The sequence below is a fragment of the Cellulomonas hominis genome (genome assembly GCF_005239125.1).
In the GTDB taxonomy this organism is placed as follows: Bacteria; Actinomycetota; Actinomycetes; order Actinomycetales; family Cellulomonadaceae; genus Cellulomonas; species Cellulomonas hominis_A.
Window position 1 is genome coordinate 1 of the sequence record NZ_SZYE01000186.1, and the last position, 7,476, is coordinate 7,476.

The 7,476-nt window shown below is 77.8% G+C and carries 4 protein-coding genes; all 4 read left to right on the plus strand.

The window, feature by feature from the left end:
* The coding region (locus FA014_RS16425; RefSeq protein ID WP_195969329.1) for a discoidin domain-containing protein at positions 1 to 3,119 on the plus strand (3,119 nt) is incomplete at its 5' end.
* A 40-nt stretch (positions 3,120 to 3,159) separates the two neighbouring features.
* Positions 3,160 to 4,047 carry a glycosyltransferase family 2 protein gene (locus FA014_RS16430; RefSeq protein WP_154730722.1) on the plus strand — a complete coding sequence of 296 codons (888 nt, stop codon included), beginning with the start codon at positions 3,160 to 3,162 and terminating at the stop codon, positions 4,045 to 4,047.
* 59 nt (positions 4,048 to 4,106) lie between these two features.
* Entirely contained in the window at positions 4,107 to 5,267 is a 1,161-nt protein-coding gene (locus FA014_RS16435) for a glycosyltransferase family 4 protein (RefSeq protein WP_195969330.1), read from the plus strand.
* Positions 5,268 to 5,319: 52 nt separating this feature from the next.
* Positions 5,320 to 7,476: glycosyltransferase (locus FA014_RS16440; protein WP_230323285.1), on the plus strand; the 2,157-nt coding region annotated here is incomplete at its 3' end.

A 7,476-nucleotide genomic window follows, 5' to 3' on the forward strand; every position in this document is an offset into this window, starting at 1 on the left:
CCGCCGGCGACCCGGCCGCGCGGATGTGCGGCGTCGCCGACCCGGACCGGTACGCGGCGCTGGCCGCGGACGCCCCGGTCGCGACCGTGCAGGCGCTGGCCGACCTCGGCGACGCCGTGCCCGCCCAGCTCGCGGCGGTCGGCGACCACGTGGCGGCGCTGCAGCTGGACGACGGCACCGCCACGATCAGCCGCTGGTCCGCCGCCGGGAAGGTGGGCACGCCCGTGGTGGTGGACGGCGGCGACGACGCCCCCGGCAGCTTCGCCCTCACCGCCGACGGCGGCGTGCTCGCGGTCGACGGCTCGGCCGGCGGCACCACGGTGGCGCTGTGGGCGGCCGGCTCGGCCGACCCGGGCACCACGTGGGACCTGGCGGCGCTGGACCGCGGCCGGGTCCGGGCGGTGCTCGGCTGGACCGCCGGGCGCTCCGGCGTGCTGGCGACCGTGGTGCTCGACGGCTCGCACCGGCTCGCGCTGCTGCGGGCCGACGGCACCGTCGACGGCGACGGCCCCGAGCTCGAGTGGGGCTCCTACCCCCGGTTCTACCCGCAGGACGACGGCTCGCTCGTGCTGATGAGCGACGCCGACGACCAGTCGTCCTCGATCGCGCTGGTGCAGTACGCCGCGGACGGCACCCCGGGCCTGCGGCTCGAGGGGCCGCTGCAGGGCGGCTCGAACGGCCGCGCCCCGGGCCTCGACCACCCGACCGGCGTCGCGACGGCCGCGGACGGCGGGCTGCTGCTCGCCGGGCCCACCTGGCGACTGCTCGAGGTCGGCCCCGACGGGGTGTGGCGGCGGCAGTCGCTGGCCGGCGAGGGCCAGGGCTCGACCTTCCGGTTCGCCGACCTGACGCCGTTCGTGCGCGGCGGCGACGCCGTGTACTTCGCGTCCCCGCGCGAGGAGGGCGACGGCCTGCAGCTGTCCCGGGTCGCCGACGCCGACCTGGACCTGCTGCTGGACGCCCCGATCGTCTGGGACGTGAACCACGCGTCGTCGCTGGACCTGCTCGGCTTCGGCGCGGGCCTGGCGACGGACGCGGTCGACGACTACGTCGCCCCCGGCACCACGCCCGCGGTGCACGCCACGTTCACGGCCGCCTGGGGCGCGCTCGCCGACACCTACGAGCTCCGCTACGCCGTGACCGGCGATCCGTGGCTGGACCCGCCCGTCGCGGGCACGTCCGGCACGGTGGCGATCCCGGCCGACGGCGGCGAGGTGCCGCTCGAGGTGCCCGCCGCCCGACCGGGGCCGTACGAGGTGCACGCCGAGCTGGTCGAGAAGGCCACCGGCGCGGTCCGCACGGCCACCTGCCTGCGGTACGCCGTGGGTGCTCAGGGCGCGACCTTCGACCCGGCGTCCCTGGCCGACGGCGCCGACTGGGGCGGGGCGGGCCCGTTGCGCGGGGTCCAGCTCGCCGCGCAGCTCGGGCTCGGCAGCCACCGGGTGCAGCTCGACTTCGGCCGGCTGGTGCCGGACGTGACGGCCGCCCCGTCCGAGGCAGGGCTGGACCTCGCCGCGCTGCCCGGCGCGGAGGACGGCGACCCGTACGCGGGCATCGCCGCGGCCGCGGCGCTCGCCGCCGACTCCGACGTGCAGCTCTACGTGCAGGTGGGCCAGGGCGGCGAGGCCGAGGCCGCTGCCGTCGCCGACGGCACCTGGGGCGCGTGGGTCCGGGTGATCGCCGCCGCGCTGCACGCCGGGGCGCCGGACCTGCACCTGTGGGCGCCCTGGAACGAGCCGAACAACACCGGCTTCGGCGACGGCGCGGCCTACGCGACGCAGGTGCTGGCGCCGTTCGCCGAGGCGGTGCGCGGGGTCGACCCGCGGGCCCGCGTCATCGGCGGCAACGCGCTGAACGTCGTCGTGCCGTGGTACCAGCAGGTGGTCGACGCCGGCGGCTGCGCGTCGATGGACGTCGTCGGCATCCACCCGTACACCGGGTTCAACCGCTCCTGGGACGAGGAGGGCGCCGACGGCCCGATCGGCCAGATCACCGCGCTGCGGCAGGTGCTCGCGGCGTGCGGCGCCACCCTGCCCGTCTGGGACACCGAGTCCGGCTGGTGGTCGGACGGCCCGGCGAACCACTGGGCGCAGGCCTACGACGTCGCCCGCTCCCTGCTGTGGATGCGCGCGCTCGGGGTGGACGAGTGGATGTACTTCTTCAGCGAGGGCGGCTGGGGCGAGGGCGGCTTCACCTGGTCGCTCGTGCAGCTCGGCTCGTTCGTGAAGCCCGGCGCGCTGGCGATGGCCGCGGTGTCCGGCGTGCTGGACGGCCGCGGGGCACCGGACCTGCTCGACACCGGCGACCCGGCGCTGCACGCGATGGCGTTCGGCCCCGCGTCCGGCGCGCCGTCGCCCGCCGGCAACCCCGCCCCCGCGGGCACCCGGGACGACCCGCTGCTGGCCGTGTGGACGCAGGACGAGGTGACCCGGGCGCTGGTCACCGCGGACGCCGCGACCACCGTCACGGTGACCGACGTGTACGGCGGCACCCGCACGCTCGACCTCGCGGCGGGCGCGCCGACGGCGCTGCCGGTCACCGGGTCGCCGGTCTTCCTCACCGCGGACGCGGGCCTCACGGTCGCGCCGGCCGCCGACGCCGGCGCCGACCTGCTGGCCGGCGGCACCGTGACCGCCAGCTCGAGCACCGACGGCACCGACCCGGCCGACCTGGTCGCCGAGGGCGGGGCGGGCGCGAACCCGTGGCGGGCCGGCGCCCGCACCGAGGACGGGCCGGACAGCAGCCCGTGGGTGCAGGTCGACCTGGCGGAGCCGGCGACGGTCGACCGGGTGGTCGTGGAGGGCGCCGGCATCCGGTGCTGCACCTCCGGGGTCCGCGCCTACACCGTCGAGGTGCAGGGCGAGGACGGCACGTGGCAGGAGGTCGGCCGCCAGGACGGGCTGTTCCTGGCCCGCACCACCTCGGTGACCTTCGAGCCGCGCACCGTCACCGCGGTCCGCGTGCAGGTGCCGTCGACCACCACCCGGGGCGTCACCGTCCCCGACGTGAACTACTCCGGCCAGTCCGGCGGGCTGCTGCCCGCGTGGGAGCCGGTGCAGCCCGAGCCGACGTGGCCCGTGTCGCTGGTGCGCCTCGCCGCCTACGGACCCGCCGCATGACCGCCACGACCGCCACCCGCTCCCAGGAGGGACGACGACGATGAGCCCCAGGGCCACCGTGGGCATGCCCGTCTACAACGGCGAGAAGTACCTGCCCGCCGCGCTCGACTCGGTGCGGGAGCAGGACGAGGCCGACCTCGAGATCGTGATCTCGGACAACGCCTCCACCGACGCAACCGAGGAGATCTGCCGCGCCGCCGCCGCCGACGACCCGCGCATCCGGTACGTCCGGCTGCCGGAGAACCGGGGCGGGCGGTTCAACTTCAACCACGTGCTGTCCCTGGCGACCGCCCCGTACTTCACCTGGGCCGCGGCCGACGACATCCGGCGGCCCGCGTTCGTCCGGCGCTGCCTGGAGGTGTTCGCGGAGTCCGACCCGGCGACCGTGCTGGTCTACCCGCGCACGCAGATCATCGACGCGGGCGGCATCGTCACCGAGGACCTGAACGACGCCGACCTGGCGTGCGACGAGCCCACCCCGCACGAGCGGATGGGGCACTTCCTGCGGGCGCAGGCCGCGCACCTGTTCTACGGCCTGCACCGCACGGACGCGCTGCGCCGGACCCGGGGCATCCGCCCGACGGTCGGCAACGACCTGGTGATCCTCGCCGAGCTCGCCTGCCAGGGGCCGTTCGCGCTCGTGCCCGAGCAGCTGTTCCTGCAGCGCCGGCACAGCGAGCAGTTCTCCCAGCAGGGCCAGGCGCAGGTGGCGTGGCACGCCCCGTCCGCGTCCGTGCGGTTCGCGTTCCCGCACACGAAGGTGAGCGTCGAGCTGGCCCGCGGCGTGCTCGCCTCGGACGTGCCGGCGGCCGAGAAGGCGCGCGCGCTGGCGACGATCCCGGTGGCGTGGACGATCCCGCGGTGGCGCGGGCCGGCCGCGGACGTGTGGGCGGCGCTCGGGCTCGAGCCGCGGAGCCGGCGCCGGTGAGCGGGTCCGGCGGGCCCGGCAGGTCCGGCGGCGCGGCCGGGGCCGGCGCGGACGCCCGCGTGCCCGAGGTGCACGTCCTGACCCCCGGCGACCACTTCTCCCCGCGCACCGGCTCCGCGATCCCGACCGTCGTCGACGGGCTGTGCGCGGCGCTGCCGGCGGCAACCACCCCGCGACCCCGGGTCGTCGTCGCCGACGGCACCTACCCCGACCGGTACACCAGCGCCGACCCGGTGGGCTACCCGCTCGCCACGGCGCGGCCGGCCGACCGGTACCGCGACGCGCTGGCGGGCCGGCTCGGCCTCCCCCGGCCCGGCGTGCGCCGGACCCTGCGGCCCACCCTGACCGACCAGGACGCCTGGGAGCCCGGCGTCGTCCTCGCGCACAACGCCCCGCAGCTCGTGCCCCTCGTGCACGAGCGGCACGCGGCGGTGCTCTACGCGCACAACCTGCTGCTGCGCACGTACACCGCGCGCGAGGCCGACCGGGTGCTCGGCCGGGCGGCCGCGATCGTGTGCGTGAGCGGCGCCCTGGCCGACCAGACCGCGGCGCACCTGCCCGCGCGGCTGCGCGACCGGGTGCGGGTGGTGCCGAACGGCGTCGACACGACCCGGTTCGTGCCCCGGGCCGACCCGGCGCGCGGCGAGCGGCTGCGGGTGCTGTTCGTGGGCCGGATGATCCCGGACAAGGGCGCGGACGTGGTGCTGGACGCCGTCGCGCGGCTCGGCCGGGACGACGTCGAGCTGACGGTGGTCGGCTCGCAGAACTTCGACGCGGGCGCGGCGCCGTCGCCCTACGAGCGCGACCTGCGCGCGAAGGCGGCCCGGCTCGGCGACCGGGTGCGGCTGCTGCCGTTCACCCCCCGCGCCGAGGTGGCCGCGGTCTACCGGGAGGCGGACGTCGTGGTGGTGCCGTCCCGGTGGGCGGAGCCGTTCGCGCTCACCGTCATGGAGGGCATGGCCAGCGGGGTCCCCGTCATCGCGTCGGCGATCGGCGGCATCCCCGAGGTCGCCGGCGACGCGGGCGTGCTGGTGCGCCCGGACGACCCGGCGGAGCTGGCCGCGGCGCTGGAGGCGCTGGCCGACGACGAGGCGCTGCGCCGCCGGATCGGGACGCGCTGCCGGTCGTGGGCGCGGACGCACGACTGGGCCTGGGCGCGCGGGCGCCTGGACGCCGTGCTGACCGAGGTCGCCGGTGTTTCACCCACGCCGGTCGGGTGAACCTTTTGCACCAGATGTCCGATTTGTGGAGGTGACCGGCACGATGGTCCCCATGCGCGTGCTCCGGGTGTCCCACAGCGCCGTCGTCACGGCGTGGCGCGGGCGGGAAGCCGCCCTGCGCGCCCGCGGCCTGACGGTGCGGACGCTCAGCGCGCGCACCTGGGAGGAGGGCGGCCGGGACGTCGACCTGGAGCTGCAGGCCGGCGAGGACGTGCGCGGCGTGCGCACGATCGGCCGCCACCCGAACGTGTTCCTCTACGACCCGCTCCCGCTCTGGCGCGCGCTCGGCGAGGACTGGGACGTGCTCGACCTGCACGAGGAGCCCGCCGCCCTGGCCACGGCCGAGGTGCTGCTGCTCCGGGCGCTGCGCCGGTCGCGCGTCCCCTACGTGCTCTACTCCGCGCAGAACATCGCCAAGCGCTACCCCGTGCCGTTCCGCTGGTGGGAGCGACGGGCGCTGCGCGGGGCCGGCGCGGTCAGCGTGTGCAACGCCGAGGCGGCCGACGTGCTGCGCGACAAGGGCCTGGTCGCCCCCGCGCACGTGATCGGCCTCGGCGTCGAACCCCCCGGCGCGCACGACGCGGGCGCCGGGCACCCGGGAGCTCAGGACGCGGGCTCCCGGACGCCGGGCGCTCAGGACGAGGGCGCCCCCACGGACGCCGGCGTAGTCGGTGCGGCCGCCCCCGCGCGCACCGGCTACGTCGGCCGCCTCCTGCACCCGCACAAGGGGCTCGACGTGCTGCTCGACGCCGCCGAGGCGGACCCCCGGATCACCGTGGCGATCGCCGGCGCCGGGCCGCACGAGGCCGCCCTGCGCGCGCGGGCCGCCTCCCCCGCGCTGGCGGGCCGCGTGACGTTCCACGGTCATCTCGCGGGCGCGGCGCTGGACGCGTTCTACCGCTCGCTCGACGTGCTCGCCGTGCCGTCCGTGCCGACCCCGGGCTGGCTGGAGCAGTTCGGCCGGGTCGCGGTCGAGGCGATGGCCGCCGGCGTGCCGGTGGTGGCCTCCGACAGCGGCGCGCTGCGCGACGTCGTCGGCGGGGCCGGGACGCTCGTGCCGCCAGGCGACGCCGGTGCGCTGGCAGCGGCGCTGGTCGCCGTGGTGGACGACCCGGCGCTGGCGGCGCGGATGCGCGCGGCCGGCCGGGAGCGGGCGACCGAGTACACCTGGGCGGCGATCGCCGAGCGCTACGAGGCGATGTACCGGCAGGTCGTCGCGGGCGGCGGCGCTGCCGACGCGGGCGGCGCTGCCGACGCGGGCGGCGAGATCGGTGGTTCGCGCCGAGATCGGCGCGTGCAGGCACCGATCTCGGGCGGAGGCACCGATCTCGGCGCCGGCGCGGAGGGCGCGGGCGACGCGGGCGATCCCGAGGTCGTCGTCGTCGCGTACCACGCCGCCGGGCTGCTCGGGCGGGCGCTCGCGCCGCTCGCGGGCGCGCTGCCGATCACCGTGGTCGACAACTCCGGCGACCCGGAGGTGCGGCGCGTCGCGGAGGACGCCGGCGCCCGCTACCTGGACCCCGGCGCCAACCTCGGCTTCGCGGCGGCCGTGAACCTCGGGGTGCGCGCCGCGCGCCCCGGTGCGGACGTGCTGCTGCTCAACCCGGACGCCCGGGTCGACCTCGCCGGCGTGCAGGCGCTGCACCGGGCGCTGCGCGCGCAGCCCGACGTGGCGGCCGTCGGCCCGGCGCAGGCGGACGACGACGGCACCCCGGCGCGGGTGCGCTGGCCCTTCCCCACCCCGGCCGCCGCCTGGCGCCAGGCGGTCGGGCTCGGCGTGCCGGAGACGCGCGACGGCTTCGTGATCGGCTCCGTGCTGCTCCTGCGCCGGGCGGCGCTCGCGTCGGTCGGCGGGTTCGACGAGCGGTTCTTCCTGTACTCCGAGGAGACGGACTGGCAGCGCCGCGCGCACGACGCCGGGTGGCGGTCCGCGGTCGTCGAGGACGTGCTCGCCGGGCACGTCGGCGGCGGCACCAGCACCGACCCGACCCGCCGCGAGACGCACTTCCACGCGTCCCAGGAGCGGTACTTCCGCACCCACCACGGCGCGGCGGGCTGGGCGTCCGCCCGCGCTGCCGTGGCGCTCGGAGCCGTGCCGCGCGCCCTGCTCCCCGGCGACCGCGGCGCCGCCGCCCGGCTGCGGCTGCGGCTGTACCTGCGCGGTCCGCTGCGGGCCGAGGCGGCGCTGGGCGACCCGCGCGAGATCGGA